This is a genomic window from Rhodobacter sp. NTK016B, assembly GCF_017303295.1.
Taxonomy (GTDB): Bacteria; Pseudomonadota; Alphaproteobacteria; order Rhodobacterales; family Rhodobacteraceae; genus Pararhodobacter.
This window is the reverse complement of sequence record NZ_JAFKOK010000003.1, coordinates 203748-219777: the sequence shown is the minus strand read 5'-3', so window position 1 is coordinate 219777 and position 16030 is coordinate 203748. Positions and strand designations below refer to the sequence as shown.

Sequence of the window (16030 nt, the reverse complement as noted above, 5' to 3'; positions counted from 1 at the left end):
ACCATCCGCTAAGGTTACCTGCTGAATGCCACGCTATCGGGCGCGGGCTGCCTGCCCAGCAGGTGGCCCGCCACGGCGGTGATCGCGCAGAAGACCAGCATCGGACCCAGCGCCCAGACCCAGTTGCCACCGCCGAAGGAGACGGCAGCCGCGACCATCGGCGCACCGATAAACTGACCCATGGACGAGCCCTGCATCAGCATCCCGTTGCCCGCGCTGACATGGCGCAGCGAGGGCGCAAAGCGCGGCACGCAGGTGAACAGCGCCGGCGGGATCAGCCCGCCCGCAAAAGAAAAGACCAGCGCCAGCACGATCCTGAGCCAGACGGGCGGACCGGGCAGGAAAATCCCCAGCGTGCACAGGGCCATGACCGCCGTCCCGGTCAGGATCATCGGCCCGGTCCGGCCCCCGCGCCGGATCACCCATCCGCCGAACAGACAGCCCGGCGCGTTGATCAGCACCACCAGCGCCGTCATCAGCGCCGCAAAGGACAGGTCCGAGGCAAAGCTTTCGGTCAGAAAGGTCGGCAGCCACGACATCAGCGTCACCCACTGGAACGCATAGGCGCAGAAGACCAGCGCGATCAGCTGGAAGCCCCGCGTGCGCAGCGCATCGAGCGCCAGATGCAGGAAGGGCGCGCCCGAGGGCTTGGGCAGATCGAGCTTGCGCATCTGGTTCAGCACCGCCCATGCCACCAGCGGCGAGACGACCGCCAGAAACCACCACGTTCCGCGCCAGCCGAAGGCCCAGAGCATGATAGGCGCGGCCAGCATGGTTATCGCCATGCCGGTCGGGTGGTAGATGCTCCAGATCCCCAGCACCATACCCTGATCGCGCGGGGCCGAGGCCGCGACCATCGCGTAGGGCAGGCAGACGGTGACCGAGACGAAACCCACGCCTTCGATGAAGCGGCTCAGCAGCATCGCCTCGACGCTCTGCGCGGTGGCACCGATGATCCCGCCCAGAACCAGACAGGCGAACCCAAAGCCCACCATCCGCATCCGGCCCGTCCGGTCCGCAAGGCCGCCGAACAGCACGGCCAGCGTCATGCCGACCGCGTTGAACATCGACAACACGAAGCCGCCAGCCACCAGTCCGAAATCCAGATCCGTTCGGATAAGCGGCAGCGCGGGCGGCAATTTCCCCACATGGGCCGAACACATCGCCCCCGCAAAGGTCATGATCCCCACCGCCAGCCATGCGGTTTTGGCGCGCTCGCTCATTGGCCCCTCCTCGGGCCGTTCACGGCCCCTCCGTCCCTGGCGCCATGGGTAGCGCGGTTTCCGGGGGGATTCTACATCTGTTCAGCATTATGGCCGCGCAAACCGGCCTTCGCGCCAGAATGAGCGCGCAATTAAATTTCGACTTTATGGCAACATGCGACCTATTATTACTCAACCGTGTTGATTTCGTCCCCGGCCGGCGTTATGTTGCACTGCAGCACACAAGTGAGCCCCATGGGACATCAAACCGGAACCCGCGCCATGCTTGACAGCCGTCCGAACGACAATCTGCCCCGCGGCACGATCTGCATCGAGGATCTCGAAATCGGTCTCTCGCGCTATCTGCGCAAAGAGATCACCGACCGCGATATCGAATTGTTCGCCGAGGTCTCGACCGACCATAACCCCGTGCATCTGGACGATTCCTATGCGCAGGACACGATTTTCGAAGGACGTATCGCGCATGGCATGCTGACGGCGGGCCTTATCAGCGCGGTGATCGGCGAACAGCTTCCGGGTCACGGCACGATCTATATGGGCCAGTCGCTCAAGTTTCTGGCCCCGGTGCGTCCCGGCGACGTGGTGCTGGCCGAGGTCACCGTGCGCGAGATCGAGTATGCCAAGCGCCGCGTTACCCTTGAATGTCGCTGCACGGTGGGCAATACCACCGTTCTGAAGGGCGAGGCGCTGGTTCTGGCGCCCAGCCGCAAGTTCGACTGAGGCCGCCATCCCCTGCGGGAGCCGCGGCGGGTGCCGCGGGGCAGAATGCAGATAGTCACTTCATGGACCGGCCTTGACGAGACCCAGAAGGGTGCGTCTGCAGCGATGGGCAATTTCGACGGTGTCCATCTGGGCCATCAGGCGGTGATCGAGGGCGCGCGTCGTCCCGGCATGCCTCTGGGCGTCATCACCTTCGAACCCCATCCACGCGAAGTCTTCGCGCCCGACGCCCCGCCATTCCGGCTGATGAACGCCGAGTCGCGGCGTAACCGGCTTGAAAAGGTGGGCGTCGATATCCTGTATGAGCTGCCCTTCTCGCTCGACCTTGCCGCGCTGCCGCCCGAGGCCTTCGCGCGCGAGGTTCTGGTCAACGGTCTGGGTATCAAGCACGTTGTCGTCGGCTCGGATTTCCGTTTCGGCAAGGCGCGGGCGGGCACGACCGAAATGCTGGCCGATCTGGGGCAGGAAATGGGTTTCGCGGTCAGCGTGCAGTCGCTGATCGGCGGCGAGGATGGCGCGATCAGCTCGACCGCGATCCGCACGGCTCTGGCCGAGGGGCGTCCGCGCGATGCCGCCGAAATGCTGGGCCATTACCACCGCATCGACGGCGCCGTCGTGCATGGCGAGAAACGCGGTCGCGCGCTGGGGTATCCCACGGCCAATATGATGGTGGACCGGCTGCATCTGCCCAAGCTTGGGGTCTATGCCGTCAAGGTCGCCGTGCTGGGCGGCGCGCATCGGGGCTTCCATGACGGTGTGGCCAGTCTTGGCGTGCGCCCGATGTTTGGCCAGAACACGCCGAATTTCGAAGTCCATCTCTTTGATTTCGCGGGCGATCTTTATGATCAGCACCTCTCGGTCGCTCTGGTCGAGTATCTGCGCCCCGAAATGACCTTCGACGGGCTGCCCGCCCTGATCGAGCAGATGGACCACGACAGCCAGCGCGCCCGGACCATCCTCACCCGCGAGTAATCCTGCGGGCACACACGCTTGACAGGCGCAATCGAAACAAGAACACTTGCGGAACATCCGCAGGAGTTCCCGATGCAGACCGCCGCCGTTACCCGTCCGCTCATGCCCGAATACCGCGCCGATTTCGAGGCCGTGATGGGCCCGAGCGGCGCGTGCTACGGATGCTGGTGCACCTATTTCCTGCTGCCCCCCAAGGACCGCGCAGCGATGAGTGCCGGGGATAAGCACGATCTGATGATGGCGCGGATTGCCGAGGGCCCGCCGCCCGGCCTGCTGCTCTGGTTTGACGATGCGCCAGCAGGCTGGATGCAGATCGGCCCGCGCGCCCGGGTGCCGCAATGGAACAATCCGCGACGCTCGTCCACACCCCTGCCCGACGGCCCGGCTGACGATCCCGGCGTCTGGGCGATTAGCTGTTTCTTCCTGCGTGCGCCCTTTCGGGGCCGGGGCCTGAGCCGGGTCATGATCGACGCGGGAATCGACCATGCCCGGGCCAGCGGCGCGCGGCTTGTGGAAGCCAGCCCGATGGACCATGCCAAACAGTCGAAATCGGTGGGGCTGTTCGTCGGCTCGACCGCTGTTTTCGAAGCGGCGGGCTTTGAAACCGTGGCGCGGCAGAAACCCAATCGTCCGTTGATGCGCCGGGTGCTGTGACCCCCTTTTCTTTCGGCGGCGAAAAGTACAGGGTCGCGGCATGACAAAGGCCCCCTCTTCCACGGTCCCTGCCCGGCCCGACGCGCCACGCCCCCGTTTCTGGGAAACCGTGCCGCTTTCCAAAATGACCCCCACCGAGTGGGAATCGCTGTGCGACGGCTGCGGCAAGTGCTGCCTCAACAAGCTTGAGGACGCCGATACCGGCGAGGTATTCTTCACCAATATCGCCTGCCGCCTGTTCGACGATTCCACCTGCCGCTGCGCGAATTACGAGATCCGCAAGACCATCGTGCCCGAATGCGTGGTGCTGACGCCCGATACGCTGGACGAAGTGACCTACTGGATGCCCAGAAGCTGCGCCTATCGCCGGCTGAATGAGGGGCGCGGGCTGGCCGACTGGCATCCGCTGATCACCGGCGATCCGCAATCGGCGCACCGGGCGGGCATTTCGGTCAGGGATCGCACCGTGCCCGAATTCGACGTCCCCGAGGACGATTGGGAAGACCACATCATCGACGAGGAGCTGTGATGTATCTGGCCTCTGACAACACTTCGGGCGTGCCCGAGCAGGTTCTGACCGCGATCGGCGCGGCCAATGACGGCTTTGCCCTGGGTTATGGCGCCGATGCACTGATGGACCGGGTGCGCGACAAGATCCGCACCCTGTTCGAGGCGCCGGACGCGGCCATCTATCTGGTGGCCACCGGCACCAGCGCCAATTCGCTGGCTATCGCCAGCTATCTCCAGCCGTGGCAGACGATCTATTGCCACCGCCACGCCCATATCGAGGAAGACGAGTGCGCCGCACCCGAATTCTACGCGGGCGGCGCGAAGCTGACGCTGCTGGACGGGCCGGATGCCAAGATCGACGCCGACCAGTTCGAGCAGGTTCTCGCCAACGCGCCCGAAGGCGTGCACCATGTGCAGAAAGGGCTGCTGAGCCTGACCAACATCACCGAGCGCGGCGCGCGGTATTCGGTGGCCGAGGTGACACGGCTTTGCGCCATTGCCAAGGCGCATGGCCTGCCCGTGCATCTGGACGGCGCGCGTTTCTCCAATGCCATCGTGGCCGAGGGCTGCAGCCCGGCCGAGATGACGTGGAAAGCGGGCGTGGACGTGCTGTCCTTCGGCGGCACCAAGAACGGGCTGATGGGCGTCGAGGCGGTGGTCTTCTTCGATCCGGCCAAGGCATGGGAATTCGAGCTGCGGCGCAAGCGCGGCGGGCATCTGTTCTCGAAGCATCGCTATCTGAGCGCACAGATGGAGGCCTATCTGACCGACGATCTCTGGCGCGATCTGGCGACCACCGCGAATGCCCGCGCCGAGGCGCTGGAAGTGGGCCTGCGCGAGGCCGGTGCCCGGCTGGTGCATCCGCGAGGCGGCAATATCCTTTTCGCCGAGTTCCCGCTCAAGGCGCATGAGGCGTTGCGCAAGGCGGGCGCGGTTTACTACGACTGGCCTGCCCCGCCGCCCGAAGGCGCCGGCCCCGATCACCCCCATCAATGCCGGCTGGTGGCCTCGTGGTCGACGACCGAAGCGCATGTGTCCGAGTTCGTTGAGATTCTGAAAGGCGCGCTGTAACTCAGTGCGCCAGATAGGCGATGGCGAACGCCGCCGCGAGCGCCACGATCTGCACCGAAATGATGCCATTCAGCTGCTGGCGGAAGGGTTCCTTGCGGATCTTGTGACGCAGGCTCATCTGCGCGATCTTCGCGCCGATCGAGCCGCCGAGAAAGGCCAGCGCCAGAAGCCGGTCCTCGGGTACACGGCGCCGCCCCTCGATTGCCAGCCGCTTGTCGCGCGCGAAGGCCGCAAACGCGGCCACGTTCACGACGACAAGGTAGATAAGGGCGAGGATCTGGAACACTTTGGGCTGCCGAGGTCGGATGCGTCGAAGAGCGACAAGGCGCAGGGCGAAAGGGGACGGCCGGGCCGATCGCGCCCTCTTAGGATGCGACGACTGGCAATGCAATGGCGCCCGGAAAGCGGGCGTGCTGCACCGCGTTATCGCAAACACGAATCCGCCCCTCAGGGTTTGCGCTAACGCCTTGCGAAATAGCAGTTTTCGCCCTTTCTCTGCCACAGTCGAACCTGTATATCCGGCTCAGACAGAACGTCAGGCACCCTCCCCCGGGCAAGCCGTGCCCTCTTTGCCTTCCGCCTCGTTCCGACCCCAGACGGAGACAGACACATGACCATCACCCTCGGCATCAACGGATTCGGCCGCATCGGCCGCTGCACCCTTGCCGCCATCGCGGAAGCCGCGCGCAACGATGTCGAGGTCGTGGCGATCAACGCGACGGGTCCGATCGAAACCAATGCCCATCTGCTGAAATACGATTCGGTCCATGGCCGTTTCCCCGGCACGATCCGCGTCGAGGGCAACACCATGGATCTGGGCCGTGGCCCGATCCGGGTGATGTCGACCTACAACCCGGACGATCTGGACTGGGAAGGCGTCGACGTCGTTCTGGAATGCACCGGCAAGTTCAACGAACGCTCGAAAGCCGCCGTGCATCTGGGGCGCGGCGCCAAGCGCGTGCTGGTCTCGGCCCCCGCCAAGAACGCCGACAAGACCATCGTCTACGGCGTGAACCACCGGATGCTGACCAACGAGCATCTGGTCGTATCGAACGGGTCGTGCACCACCAACTGTCTGGCCCCGCTGGCGAAGGTTCTCAATGACGCGATCGGGATCGAATCGGGCATCATGACCACGATCCACAGCTATACCGGTGACCAGCCGACGCTGGACCGCCGCCACAAGGACCTGTACCGCGCCCGCGCCGCCGCGATGGCGATGATCCCCACCTCGACCGGCGCCGCCAAGGCTCTGGGCGAAGTGCTGCCGGAACTGTCGGGCAAGCTGGACGGCACCTCGATGCGCGTGCCGACGCCGAACGTGTCGGCCGTGGACCTGACCTTCGTCGCCTCGAAGGACGTGACGGTCGAGGACGTGAACGAAGTCGTGCGCGAAGCCGCCGCCGGCGCGATGGGTGCCGTGCTGGCCTATGACGATGAGCCGAAAGTCTCGATCGACTTCAACCACACCTCGCATTCGTCGATCTTCGCGCCCGAACAGACCAAGGTCGTGGGCGGTCGCACGGTGCGCGTGCTGGCATGGTACGACAACGAATGGGGCTTCTCGTGCCGGATGGCCGATGTGGCCGGTGCGATGGGCCGCCTGATCTGAGCCCTTCCGACTTCCGATCTTCGAAACGCCCGGCCCATGGCCGGGCGTTTTTCGTTGCGGCGGGTCCGTAAACCCTGGTTGAGGCCGCTGAACCGGGACCGAGACCGCCCCTTTCTGAACCCCGGACCCATGGTGCCCGCGCCGGTTTCGTCCTTTCTGCAAGGCACAGCACGCTGCTCGTCCCCGTTGACCCGCTGCGCTGATGACACCCCAAGCAAAGGACCGTTCCGATGAAATACCTCGCCCTTGCCGCCGCCCTGCTTCTGCCCGCCACCGCCGCGCTGGCGTCGGGCGGCGCCGTTCCCGCCGATACCGAAGCCCAGATCCGCACGATGCTGACCGATCAGGGCTACGAAGTCCGCTCGGTCCAGACCGAAGACGGGATGTACGAAGCCTATGCGCTGAAAGACGGCCAGCGCTACGAGATCTATCTCGACACCGCGCTGAACATCGTGCGCGGCGCAGACAGCGACGACTGATCGCCTGCCCCTCGTTTGAAGCCGGGCCGCGCCAGCAAGGCGCGGCCCGCCCCGTCAACCGAACGAAAGGACGCCACGACCATGCGCCGCGTCAGGGTCTGGGACCCGCTCATCCGGCTCTTTCACTGGAGCCTTGTCATCGCCTTTGCCGCCAATGCCCTGTTCACCGATCCCGAAAGCGCGATCCATGTCTGGATCGGCTATATCGCGGTCGGGCTGATCGGCATCCGGCTGCTCTGGGGGCTGGTCGGCACGCGCTATGCCCGGTTCTCAAGCTTTCCGCCCTCTCTCAGCGGGGCGATGCATCAGGTCTCCGACATCGCAACCGGGCGGCGGCAGGCGCATCTGGGTCACACGCCGCTGGGCGCGCTGATGATCTACAACCTGCTGCTGACGATCCTCGCCATCGGTGCCAGCGGCTACATGATGACGACCAACACCTTCTGGGGCGTAAAGTGGGTCGAGGAATTGCACGAAGTTCTGGTGACCTGGGCCGAGGTTTCGATCGTGGTGCATATCGGCGCGGTTCTGTGGGAAAGCCACCGCACAGGCGTCAACCTGCCCCGCGCGATGATCAGCGGTGACAAGATCGTTCCGGATACGCTAACCACTCAGGAATGACCCAAGCCGCCCCAGACCGCCCCGTCGTCGTCGCCGCCCTTATCGCGCTTCAATCCCTGTGTGCGGCCTATTTCCTTGTCGATGTCCTGCATGATGTGCTGGTCGGCGGACAAGGCTCGTTCGAAGCCTTCCTCGTGGCCGAGACGCTTGCCACGCTGGCGCTGATCGCAGGGATCGCCTTTGAAATCCGGGTGCTGTTTCGCCTGCTCGAACGCAAGGCGCATCTGGAACAGCAGGTAAGCCTTGCCGCGCGCGCGTTCCATGACGTCGTTGACGCCCGGTTCGCGCAATGGGGCCTGACGGCGGCCGAGCGGGACGTGGCGCATTTCACCGTCAAGGGCATGTCGATCAGTGAAATCGCGGGCCTGCGTCACTCCGCCGCCGGGACGGTGAAATCCCAGCTCAACGCCATCTACCGCAAGGCGGGCGTCGGGAACCGGGGGGAATTGCTGAGCCTGCTGATCGAGGACCTCGTCGCCACCGGGATCGAGACCAGCCCCGCAACCGCGGCCAGTTGAAGCCGTTTGCGCAAAGCCGTGGCATCCGCCCCGCCGATCTGCCGGATCGGCGGGCAGCGGCTGTGAAATTTTAGCGACACCTGCCCGCACGGCGAGCGAAAGATTGACTTTCCGCGCAAAATATGCTGTTAGCGCAAACATGTGCCTCGGCCTCAGCAACCCCGGGGCAAGGAGCTTCCATGACCACCACGCTTGCCATCAACGGCTTCGGTCGCATCGGACGCCTCGTGCTGCGCGCACTGATGGACCAGAAACGCAGCGACCTCGAAGTCGTCGCCATCAACGATCTCGGCCCGGTCGAGACCAATGCCCACCTGATGCGCTTTGACAGCGTGCATGGCCGCTATGACGGCGAGGTCACGACGGGCGAGACCTGGATGAATGTGGGCGGCGGCGAAATCCGCGTGACCGCCCTGCGCAACCCGGCGGAACTGCCGTGGAAGGATGTCGATGTGGTGCTCGAATGCACCGGCGTCTTCACGCCCGCCGAGAAAGCGAAGATCCACCTCGAAAACGGCGCGACCCGCGTTCTGGTCTCGGCCCCGTCTTCGGGGGCGGACGCGACCATCGTCTACGGTGTCAACCACGGCGCATTGAAGCCCGAGCACCGGGTCATCTCGAACGCGTCCTGCACCACGAACTGTCTTGCCCCGGTGGCCAAGGTTCTCAATGACAGCGTGGGCATCGTCAAAGGTTTCATGACGACGATCCATTCCTATACCGGCGATCAGCCGACGCTGGACACGATGCATAAGGACATGTACCGCGCCCGCGCCGCCGCGCTCAGCATGATCCCCACCTCGACCGGCGCCGCGCGTGCCGTGGGGCTGGTTCTGCCTGAACTCGACGGCAAGCTCGACGGTGTGGCGATCCGGGTGCCGACGCCCAATGTCTCGGCCGTCGACCTGACCTTCGAAGCCGCGCGCCCCACCACCATCGACGAGGTCAACGCCGCCCTGTCGGCCGCCGCCGCCGATGGCCCGCTGAAAGGCATTCTGGGCGTGACCGGGGACAAGAACGTGTCGATCGATTTCAACCACGACCGCCGCTCGTCCATCGTGGCGCTCGACCAGACCAAGGTGCTCGACGGCACGATGGTGCGCGTGCTGGCGTGGTATGACAACGAATGGGGATTTTCCAACCGGATGCTCGACACGGCAGCCGAGGTCGCCAAGCTGGGCTAAGTGCCAATTGTTTCAAACTATGTCGTAAAGTTGCATCCCCGGCGCGCCAGCCCCCCTGTGCGCCGGGGGTTTTTGTTTTTATTCTAGAGACATGGATATCGTCACCGTCGTCGCGGTCACCGCCGCCCTGTTCGTCGTCATCGGCTTGTCAGAGCCGCTGGCCTCGCGCACACGGTTGCCGGCGACGGTGATTCTGGCCCTTCTGGGCATCCTGATCGGTGCGGCCTCGACCTCGCTTCTGGTGTTTCGCGATTCCGAGATGCTGACCAACGCGGCCGAGCTGATCCACAATCTGCCGATCCGCTCGAATTTCTTCCTGTATGTCTTCCTGCCCACGCTGATCTTTCAGGTCTCGCTGACCATCGACCTGCGACGGATGCTGGATGACTGGGTGCCGATCCTGATGATGGCGGTGGTCGCGGTCGTGCTGAGCACCATGGCCGTGGGCTGGGCGCTGTATCCGCTGGCTGGCCTGCCGATCATGGCCTGCCTGATGATCGGCGCGATCGTGTCGACCACTGACCCCTCGGCCGTGGTCAGTATCTTCCGCGCGACACCGGCGCCGGCGAGGCTGGCGCGTATTGTCGAGGGGGAAAGCCTGCTCAACGACGCCGCCGCCATCGCGCTGTTCTCGCTGTTCTTCGCCTTCGTGGCCTTCGGCATCCCCAATCCGCAACTGTCCGACGTGTTCGTGCAGTTCCCGTGGCTGGTGCTGGGGGGCAGCGTGACGGGATGGCTGGCGGGACGGCTGGCGCTGGCCGCGATGGCGCGGTTCGACAACCACCCGATGGGACAGGTCTCGCTCAGCGTGGCCCTGCCCTATCTGACCTATGTCTTGGCCGAGGTGTTCCTTGGCGCCTCGGGCGTGATCGCGGTGGTGGCGGCGGGGCTGTCGCTGAACTTCAACGCGCCGGGCACGCTGTCGCCCGCCAATCAGGCCAAGCTGCAGGATACGTGGGATCTGCTGGGCTACTGGGCCGGCGGCCTGATCTTCGTGCTGGCGGCGATCCTGATCCCCCGGCTGGTCTCGGACGCGCAGCCCTGGGACATCGTGCTGGTGGTGATCACGGTACTGGCCTCGCTGGCGGCACGCGCGCTCGTGCTGTTCGCGCTGCTGCCGCTGCTTACACGGATGCAATTGTCCCCCAAGGTCGAGACGCGCCAGCGGACGGCGATCCTGTGGGGCGGGCTGCGCGGCGCGGTGACGCTGGCGCTGGCGCTGGCGGTGACCGAAAGCTTCCGCATTCCCGCCGACATCAAGCGCACCGTCGGCATCGTCGCCACCGGCTTTACGCTCTACACGCTGATCGTGCAGGGCACAACGCTGCGCTGGGTGATCCACCGGCTGGGGCTGGACAAGCTGTCGCCGCTCGACGTGGCGCTGTCGGCGCAGGTGGTCGCGGTGGCGCTGCAGAGCGTGCGCGAGAATGTCGCCGACACCGCGCGCGATTTCGGTCTGGCCCGCGAGACGGTGCGCGACGAAGCCAAGCGCTTTGCCGAGCGCGTGGACCTTGCCGTGACCGATGCCGACGAGGGCGCGGGCATTCCTGACCGGGACCGCATCACGCTGGGGCTGGTGGCGCTGGCCGGGCGCGAACGGGATCTGATCCTTGAAGCCTTCCGCGACGGGGTGCTGCCCGCGCGGCTGGCCACGCGGATGGTCGCCGATGCCGACCGCCTGATCGAGCGCACGCGCACCGGTGGGCGTCTGGCCTATCTCAGCACCGCGCGGCGCGTGCACAAATCGGGGCGCGAGCATCGGGTGGCCAGCTTCCTGCACAATCGGATGCGGATCTCGGCACCGCTGGCCCGACAGACCGCCGACCGGTTCGAATATCTGGTGGCCGAAGCGCCGATCCTGCGCGAGCTGCACGATTTCATCGACACCCGGATCCGTCGCATCCACGGCAAGCGCGTGGCCGAGCTGCTGCACGACCTGCTCGAGCGCCGCATGGATGAAGCCGATCGCGCGCTGGACGGTCTGCGGCTGCAATTCCCCGGCTATGCCGAAGAGCTCGAACGCCGCCTGATCCGGCAGATGGTGCTGTCGCAGGAGGAACGCGAATACGCGGCTCTGGTCGATGACGGTCTGATCGGCCCCGAGCTGCGTCACGCGCTGGATGCCGGGATTGCCAAGCGGCGCAAACAGCTGGCCAAGCGCCCGCCGCTGGATCTGGCGATCCAGCGCAAGGCACTGGTGGCCACCTTCCCGCTTTTCGCCGACATGCCCGCAGACCGTCGCAAGATGCTGATGCGCCAGATGCGCACGATCTATGCGGCGCCGGGAACCGTGTTGTTGCGCCGCGATGAGGCGCCGCGCCGGGTGTGGTTCATCGCTTCGGGCGCGGTCGAACAGGTGCGCGCGGGACAGGTGCTCAGGCTGGGTCCGGGCGAGATGTTCGGCCATCTGGCGATGCTCAAGCGCAACCTGCGCCGGGGCCAGACCACGGCCATCGCCCATTCCACGCTGCTGACGCTCGATGAGGCGCATTTCGTCAAGCTTTTGAACTCGGACAAGACCCTGCGCGAGGCGGTGATCAATTCGGCCCGCACGCGCGGCGTACCGCTGGACGAGGTCGCGGTGGTGGCCGGGCTGGATGTCGGCGCCGATGCCGGAAAACAGAAGAAAGGCGCGGCCGAAATCACGGCCGCGCCCAAAGATAACAGATCCAGAGACGTCAAGCCCAAGGGCCCGAAACCGGGCGAGCCCAAGGCCAAAGCCGACGCCTGAGCGCGCTCAGCGTTCCAGCGTGGGACCGAACTTGCCGCGCAGGGCAGTGTTCACCGGCGCCGGGACGAATTTGGTCACGTCGCCGCCAAGCCGGGCGATTTCCTTGACCAGCTTCGAGGCAATCGCCTGACGGCGCGCATCGGCCATCAGGAACACGGTCTCGATCTTGTCGTCGAGCGCGCGGTTCATGCCGACCATCTGGAATTCGTATTCGAAATCCGCCACCGCGCGCAGGCCGCGGATGATGACGCCAGCGCCCACATCGCGCGCGCAGTCGATCAGAAGGTTTTCGAACGGATGCACGACGATTTCGGTGCCCGTGCGCTCGGTCAGGGCGGCGGTTTCGCCCTCGACCATCGCCACACGCTCGTCGAGCGAGAATAGCGGTCCCTTGTCGCGGTTGATCGCGACGCCGATCACCAGCCTGTCGACCAGCGCGCAGGCTCGGGTGATGATGTCCATATGCCCAAGCGTGAGCGGATCGAAAGTGCCAGGATAAAGGCCGATGCGCATCGCGTCCCCCTTACGGATGTCATGTCCGCGTCACGCAACAATATTGCGCCGGATTATGCAAGCGCAGAAATTACCCCGAAGCCGTCCTTTTTCCACCGGCGCGCGGGGCGCGACAATCCTGCCATCCCCGCGACACCGGCGCGAAACGCGGGTCTCAATTGCCCATGATCATCCCGGTCAGCGCGTCTTTTTCCATCTGCAATTCGCTCAGCCGCGCCGCGACGACATCGCCGATCGAGATGAAACCGACCATCACGTTGTCTTCCATCACCGGCATGTGGCGAAAACGCCGCGTGGTCATGGTTTCCAGAACCGAGTCGGTATTGTCACCCGGCGCGCAGCCATAGATCGCCCGGGTCATGACCTTTTCGACCGGCTGATCCAGACTGTCGGGACCGGCACGGCCCAGTTCGCGCACGATGTCACGCTCGGACACGATGCCCTTGACCTTCTTGCCGTCCGTGGACACGACCACCGCGCCGATCCGCCGGGTCGAGAGCAGCTCGACCACTTCGCGCAACGTGGCCTTCGGCCCGATGGTGACGATTCCGGTCGCCTTGTTTTTCAGGATCTGGCTAACAAGCATGGGCACCTCCCGCTTCCATGTATGTCGTTGAAATCGGACACCGCACCCGCGATCCTGTCAAGGTTTCATTTGGCAGCAATCTGTTGAAAACGCCCAACCGCCAAGCGTATTCCCGCCGCCCGCTCAGCGTGCAGCCTGCCCGCACGCTTGCGTTTCCAGTCGGGCGATCTCGGCGCGCATCCCGGCGATCAGCGCTTGCGAGAACCGCTCGATTCGGGGGACCTTGCGGTCATCGGCATGGCGCACGAGGTGAAAGGCGCGGGTCAGCTGAAAGGTCCGGGTCAGCACGCGGGTGATGCCCTGAGTCGCGGGTAGCGCGAAATCGTGCACCACCCCTACCCCAGCCCCCTGCCGGATCAGGTTGAGCTGCACCGATACCGAGTTCGAGGTGACTGGCGCCTGCTCGACCCCCAGATCGGCGAGGTAATCGAGTTCGCGGTCGAAGATCATGTCGGGAATGTAGCCGATCACCCGATGCGCACGCAGATCGTCCAACGTGGCAAGCGGCGGGGCATCGGCCAGATAGGCGGCGCTGGCGGCCAGCGACAGGCGGTAATCGGCGATCCGGGTGGCGATCACGCGGCCTTGCTCGGGACGCGAAACGGCGATCACCATATCCGCTTCGCGCCGAGTCAGGCTGAAGACGCGCGGCAGCGCCACGATCTGCACTTCCAGCGCCGGGTTCTCGGCCACAATCCCGGCCACGACCTGCGGCAGAAGATAGTTCGCGCAGCCATCGGGCGCGCCGATGCGGATCTGGCCGCTGATCCCCTCGCCCGGGCCCGACAGCGCCTCGCGTACGCGCTCCATCTCGGCCTCGACGGTTTCGGCATGATGGACAAGGCGCGCGCCCTCGTCGCTCAGCCCGTAGCCCTGCGGCGAGCGGGTGAACAGCCGCGCGCCCAGCGCGGTTTCCAGCCGCGCGACCCGGCGACCGACCGTCGCCGCATCCATTTTCAGCACCCGCCCGGCGCGCGACAGGCTTTCGCCCCGCGCAACGGCCAGAAACACCTTCAGATCATCCCAGTCGGCCACCGAACCCCTGCAATTTTGCAAAACCACTTTTGGGAAACTGCCTCTGTTCAGGGCATTTCTGCAAGGCTATTGTTCAGCAAAAGTTGCAGGAGGAGCTTTCCATGAAGGATATCGGACACTGGATCGACGGCAAGATGGTCGCCGGCACCTCGGGCCGCAGCGCCGACGTGATGAACCCCGCCACCGGCGAGGTTCAGGGCAAGGTCGCGCTCGCCACGGTCGATGAACTCAATGACGCCGTTGCGCGCGCCGCCGAAGCGCAGGTCGCCTGGGGCGCCACCAACCCGCAGCGCCGCGCGCGGGTGATGATGAAATTCGCCGACCTGATCAACCGCGACATGGACAAGCTGGCCGAGCTTGTTTCGGTTGAACACGGCAAGACCCTGCCCGACGGGCGCGGCGACGTGCAGCGCGGGCTCGAGGTGATCGAGGTCTGCATGGGCGCGCCGCATATGCTCAAGGGCGAGTACATGAACGATGGCGGCCCCGGCATCGACCTGTATTCGATGCGCCAGCCGCTGGGCGTCGTTGCGGGCATCACGCCCTTCAACTTCCCCGCCATGATCCCGCTGTGGAAGATGGGCCCGGCTCTGGCTGCCGGGAACGCGATGATCCTCAAGCCGTCCGAGCGCTGCCCGTCTACCTCGCTGGCGCTGGCCGAATTGCTGAAAGAAGCCGGTCTGCCCGACGGCGTGCTGCAGGTCGTCAACGGCGACAAGGAAGTGGTAGACGCGATCCTCGACAATGACACGATTCAGGCGGTGGGCTTCGTCGGCTCGACCCCGATTGCGCAGTATATCTATGGCCGCGCCGCGAATAACGGCAAGCGCGCGCAATGCTTCGGCGGTGCCAAGAACCACATGCTGATCATGCCCGACGCGGATCTGGACAAGGCCGCCGACGCGCTGGTCGGGGCCGGTTTCGGCGCGGCGGGCGAACGCTGCATGGCGATCTCGGTCGCGGTGCCGGTGGGCGAAAAAACCGCCGACGCGCTGATGGAAAAGCTGATCCCGCGTGTCGAGAAGCTGAAGGTCGGCCCCTATGCGGCGGGCGACGACGTGGATTACGGCCCCGTCATCACCGGTCAGGCGCTGGAACGCATCAAGGGCCTGATCGGCTCGGGCGTGGAACAGGGCGCGGATCTGAAGATCGATGGCCGCGATTTCAGCCTGCAGGGCTATGAGAACGGCTATTTCATCGGCCCGTCGCTGTTCGACCGCGTCGAGCCCGAGATGGACATCTACAAGGAAGAGATCTTCGGCCCCGTCCTGTCGGTGGTCCGCCGTGACAGCTATGACGAGGCGCTGAAGCTGGTGATGGACAACCAGTACGGCAACGGCACGTCGATCTTCACCGCCGACGGCGACACCGCGCGCGATTATGCGGCCAAGGTGAATGTCGGCATGGTCGGCATCAACTTCCCGATCCCGGTTCCGCTGAGCTATTTCACCTTCGGTGGCTGGAAGAAATCGGCCTTCGGCGATCTCAACCAGTACGGCCCCGACGCGTTCCGGTTCTACACCAAGACCAAGACCGTCACCGCGCGCTGGTTCTCGGGCATCAAGGAAGGTGGCGAATTCGCCTTCAAGGCGATGGACTGA

General features: G+C 65.1%; 17 protein-coding genes. 12 read left to right on the top strand and 5 right to left on the bottom strand.

Annotation, left to right across the window (positions count from 1 at the left end; genetic code table 11):
• Positions 1-14: 14 nt before the first annotated feature.
• The gene (locus tag JI664_RS05435) at positions 15-1223 is read right to left on the bottom strand and encodes a CynX/NimT family MFS transporter (protein ID WP_207012708.1); all 1209 of its coding nucleotides are present in this window, start codon (positions 1221-1223) and stop codon (positions 15-17) included.
• Positions 1224-1457: 234 nt separating this feature from the next.
• Between JI664_RS05435 and JI664_RS05430 the strand changes: the two genes are divergently transcribed.
• The 5 genes from JI664_RS05430 (at position 1458) to JI664_RS05410 (ending at position 5150) form a co-directional block, all read left to right on the top strand.
• On the top strand, positions 1458-1943 hold the full coding sequence (locus JI664_RS05430; protein ID WP_286173868.1) for a MaoC family dehydratase: 486 nt from the start codon (positions 1458-1460) through the stop codon (positions 1941-1943).
• Positions 1944-1988: 45 nt separating this feature from the next.
• Complete coding sequence (locus JI664_RS05425; protein WP_207012707.1) at positions 1989-2915, top strand: bifunctional riboflavin kinase/FAD synthetase; 927 nt, start codon at positions 1989-1991, stop codon at positions 2913-2915.
• Between the two features lie 72 nt (positions 2916-2987).
• Entirely contained in the window at positions 2988-3569 is a 582-nt protein-coding gene (locus JI664_RS05420) for a GNAT family N-acetyltransferase (RefSeq protein ID WP_207012706.1), read from the top strand.
• A 40-nt stretch (positions 3570-3609) separates the two neighbouring features.
• Positions 3610-4098, top strand: a complete 489-nt coding sequence (locus tag JI664_RS05415; protein ID WP_207012705.1) for a YcgN family cysteine cluster protein — start codon at positions 3610-3612, stop codon at positions 4096-4098.
• Positions 4098-5150, top strand: coding sequence for a threonine aldolase family protein (locus tag JI664_RS05410; protein WP_207012704.1), 1053 nt, complete (start codon positions 4098-4100; stop codon positions 5148-5150). Before JI664_RS05415 ends, JI664_RS05410 begins: the two co-directional genes overlap by 1 nt.
• Before the next feature lies 1 nt (position 5151).
• Here the strand turns inward: JI664_RS05410 and JI664_RS05405 are convergent, their stop codons facing one another.
• The gene (locus JI664_RS05405) at positions 5152-5436 is read right to left on the bottom strand and encodes a DUF1294 domain-containing protein (protein WP_207012703.1); all 285 of its coding nucleotides are present in this window, start codon (positions 5434-5436) and stop codon (positions 5152-5154) included.
• 324 nt (positions 5437-5760) lie between these two features.
• On the opposite strand from JI664_RS05405, the gene gap (JI664_RS05400) reads away from it, so the two are divergent.
• The 6 genes from gap (JI664_RS05400) to JI664_RS05375 all read left to right on the top strand — a co-directional run bounded on the left by gap (JI664_RS05400) (position 5761) and on the right by JI664_RS05375 (position 12295).
• Positions 5761-6762, top strand: coding sequence for a type I glyceraldehyde-3-phosphate dehydrogenase (gene gap / locus JI664_RS05400; protein WP_207012702.1), 1002 nt, complete (start codon positions 5761-5763; stop codon positions 6760-6762).
• A gap of 230 nt (positions 6763-6992) precedes the next feature.
• Complete coding sequence (locus tag JI664_RS05395) at positions 6993-7241, top strand: PepSY domain-containing protein (protein ID WP_207012701.1); 249 nt, start codon at positions 6993-6995, stop codon at positions 7239-7241.
• An 81-nt stretch (positions 7242-7322) separates the two neighbouring features.
• The gene (locus tag JI664_RS05390; RefSeq protein ID WP_207012700.1) at positions 7323-7862 is read left to right on the top strand and encodes a cytochrome b/b6 domain-containing protein; all 540 of its coding nucleotides are present in this window, start codon (positions 7323-7325) and stop codon (positions 7860-7862) included.
• Entirely contained in the window at positions 7859-8380 is a 522-nt protein-coding gene (locus tag JI664_RS05385; RefSeq protein ID WP_207012699.1) for a helix-turn-helix transcriptional regulator, read from the top strand. The genes JI664_RS05390 and JI664_RS05385 overlap by 4 nt, the downstream gene beginning before the upstream one ends.
• A 179-nt stretch (positions 8381-8559) precedes the next feature.
• A complete protein-coding gene (gene gap / locus JI664_RS05380; RefSeq protein ID WP_207012698.1) occupies positions 8560-9564 on the top strand; it encodes a type I glyceraldehyde-3-phosphate dehydrogenase in 1005 nt (334 codons plus the stop codon).
• A gap of 91 nt (positions 9565-9655) precedes the next feature.
• Positions 9656-12295, top strand: coding sequence for a cation:proton antiporter (locus JI664_RS05375; protein WP_207012697.1), 2640 nt, complete (start codon positions 9656-9658; stop codon positions 12293-12295).
• Between the two features lie 6 nt (positions 12296-12301).
• On the opposite strand, the gene coaD is transcribed toward JI664_RS05375, so the two are convergent.
• From coaD to JI664_RS05360, 3 genes are all read right to left on the bottom strand, one after another.
• A complete protein-coding gene (gene coaD / locus JI664_RS05370; protein ID WP_207012696.1) occupies positions 12302-12808 on the bottom strand; it encodes a pantetheine-phosphate adenylyltransferase in 507 nt (168 codons plus the stop codon).
• Positions 12809-12962: 154 nt separating this feature from the next.
• The gene (locus tag JI664_RS05365; RefSeq protein ID WP_207012695.1) at positions 12963-13394 is read right to left on the bottom strand and encodes a CBS domain-containing protein; all 432 of its coding nucleotides are present in this window, start codon (positions 13392-13394) and stop codon (positions 12963-12965) included.
• Positions 13395-13517: 123 nt separating this feature from the next.
• A complete protein-coding gene (locus JI664_RS05360) occupies positions 13518-14429 on the bottom strand; it encodes a LysR family transcriptional regulator (RefSeq protein WP_349768686.1) in 912 nt (303 codons plus the stop codon).
• Between the two features lie 101 nt (positions 14430-14530).
• On the opposite strand from JI664_RS05360, the gene JI664_RS05355 reads away from it, so the two are divergent.
• Entirely contained in the window at positions 14531-16030 is a 1500-nt protein-coding gene (locus JI664_RS05355; RefSeq protein WP_207012694.1) for a CoA-acylating methylmalonate-semialdehyde dehydrogenase, read from the top strand.

What these genes read in the sequence shown, in the direction of transcription:
- gap (WP_207012698.1), top strand. Translation starts at nt 8,560, where the DNA reads ATGACCACCACGCTTGCCATCAACGGCTTCGGTCGCATCGGACGCCTC.
- JI664_RS05395 (WP_207012701.1), top strand. Translation starts at nt 6,993, where the DNA reads ATGAAATACCTCGCCCTTGCCGCCGCCCTGCTTCTGCCCGCCACCGCC.
- JI664_RS05425 (WP_207012707.1), top strand. Translation starts at nt 1,989, where the DNA reads ATGCAGATAGTCACTTCATGGACCGGCCTTGACGAGACCCAGAAGGGT.
- JI664_RS05390 (WP_207012700.1), top strand. Translation starts at nt 7,323, where the DNA reads ATGCGCCGCGTCAGGGTCTGGGACCCGCTCATCCGGCTCTTTCACTGG.
- JI664_RS05430 (WP_286173868.1), top strand. Translation starts at nt 1,458, where the DNA reads ATGGGACATCAAACCGGAACCCGCGCCATGCTTGACAGCCGTCCGAAC.
- JI664_RS05365 (WP_207012695.1), bottom strand. Translation starts at nt 13,394, where the DNA reads ATGCTTGTTAGCCAGATCCTGAAAAACAAGGCGACCGGAATCGTCACC.
- coaD (WP_207012696.1), bottom strand. Translation starts at nt 12,808, where the DNA reads ATGCGCATCGGCCTTTATCCTGGCACTTTCGATCCGCTCACGCTTGGG.
- JI664_RS05420 (WP_207012706.1), top strand. Translation starts at nt 2,988, where the DNA reads ATGCAGACCGCCGCCGTTACCCGTCCGCTCATGCCCGAATACCGCGCC.
- JI664_RS05410 (WP_207012704.1), top strand. Translation starts at nt 4,098, where the DNA reads ATGTATCTGGCCTCTGACAACACTTCGGGCGTGCCCGAGCAGGTTCTG.
- JI664_RS05435 (WP_207012708.1), bottom strand. Translation starts at nt 1,223, where the DNA reads ATGAGCGAGCGCGCCAAAACCGCATGGCTGGCGGTGGGGATCATGACC.
- JI664_RS05375 (WP_207012697.1), top strand. Translation starts at nt 9,656, where the DNA reads ATGGATATCGTCACCGTCGTCGCGGTCACCGCCGCCCTGTTCGTCGTC.
- JI664_RS05415 (WP_207012705.1), top strand. Translation starts at nt 3,610, where the DNA reads ATGACAAAGGCCCCCTCTTCCACGGTCCCTGCCCGGCCCGACGCGCCA.
- JI664_RS05385 (WP_207012699.1), top strand. Translation starts at nt 7,859, where the DNA reads ATGACCCAAGCCGCCCCAGACCGCCCCGTCGTCGTCGCCGCCCTTATC.
- JI664_RS05355 (WP_207012694.1), top strand. Translation starts at nt 14,531, where the DNA reads ATGAAGGATATCGGACACTGGATCGACGGCAAGATGGTCGCCGGCACC.
- gap (WP_207012702.1), top strand. Translation starts at nt 5,761, where the DNA reads ATGACCATCACCCTCGGCATCAACGGATTCGGCCGCATCGGCCGCTGC.